This window comes from Kitasatospora sp. NPDC004240, assembly GCF_053603215.1.
Map to the genome: position 1 here is coordinate 1 of NZ_JBSGFD010000455.1, position 1,264 is coordinate 1,264.

The 1,264-nt window shown below is 72.3% G+C and carries 1 protein-coding gene; it reads left to right on the forward strand.

Translation table 11 applies throughout. The features are described from left to right. Nucleotides 1–182 precede the first annotated feature (182 nt). On the forward strand, nt 183–1,264 hold a 1,082-nt coding region (locus tag ACWEQL_RS42485; protein WP_452156995.1), incomplete at its 3' end, for an AMP-binding protein.

Consider the following 1,264-nt stretch of genomic DNA (forward strand, 5'->3'; position numbering starts at 1 on the left):
AGCAGGAGTGCCTCACCCGGATCGGCGAGGTGTGGACCGACATGCGCCCGCTGAGCCTGCGCACCCGCATGGCCGCCGCCGCCAACTGAACCACCACCGACGCGTCCGGGGAGGCCGCCCGCCCGCCGAGGGCGACGACGGCCGCCCCGGACGGTGATGTCACCGCCAGCTACCCGCCCGAAGTGGAGCAAGTCGAAGTGTCAGGATCGCGGATCGATGCGAGCAGCCCCGTGCTGACCGGCGAGCTGTTCGCAGCCCAGGCGGCGGCCACGCCCACCGCGGTCGCGGTGGTGGTCGGTGATGTCGAGCTGACGTACGGGCAGGTGGCGGAGCGGGCCGCGCGTTTCGCGGGTCTGTTGCGGGCGGCGGGCGTCGGCCCGGAGGACGTGGTGGGGGTGTGTCTGCCGCGTGGGGCGGATCTGGTGCCGTTGCTGCACGGGGTGTGGCTGGCCGGGGCCGCGTACCTGCCGATCGACCCGGCGCTGCCGGGCGAGCGGATCGACTACATGCTGGCGGACTCGGGCGCGGCGGTGCTGGTCACCGTGAGCGGGCAGGCGGTGGACTTCGCGGGCACCAGGATCGACCTGGACACCGTAGACCTGGACGACGCGCCTGCGGTCGACGGGCCGGCGGCGGTGGCGGCGGAGCAGTTGGCGTACGTGTTGTACACGAGTGGGTCGACCGGGCGTCCCAAGGGCGTGATGATCGGGCACGGCGCGCTGCACAACCTGCTGGCCTCGATCCGTGACGACCTGGGCGCGCAGGGCCGCACGGTGTGGCTGGCGTCGACGTCGGTGTCGTTCGACATCTCGGGTCTGGAGCTGCACCTGCCGTTGATCACCGGCGGCCGGGTGGTCCTGGCCCAGGACCACGAGGCGAAGGACCCGGCGGCCCTGATCGACCTCATCGAGACCCACCGGATCACCCACGTACAGGCCACGCCCTCCGCCTGGCGGCTGCTGCTGGAGGCCGGCTTCGACGACTACACCGTCACCGCCCTCACCGGCGGCGAACCCCTCACCGCGCACCTGGCCGCCCAGCTGATCGAGACCACCCAGCGGGTCGTCAACGTCTACGGGCCGACCGAGACCACCATCTGGTCCAGCTACTGGGACGTCCCCGAGGAGCCGGAGACCATCGCCGTCGGCCACCCGCTGGCCAACACCGGCCTGTACGTGCTGGACGAGCGACTGCGGCAGCTGCCTCCCGGGGTGACCGGTCAGCTGTTCATCGACGGTCACGGCGTGGCCCGCGGCTACCTGGG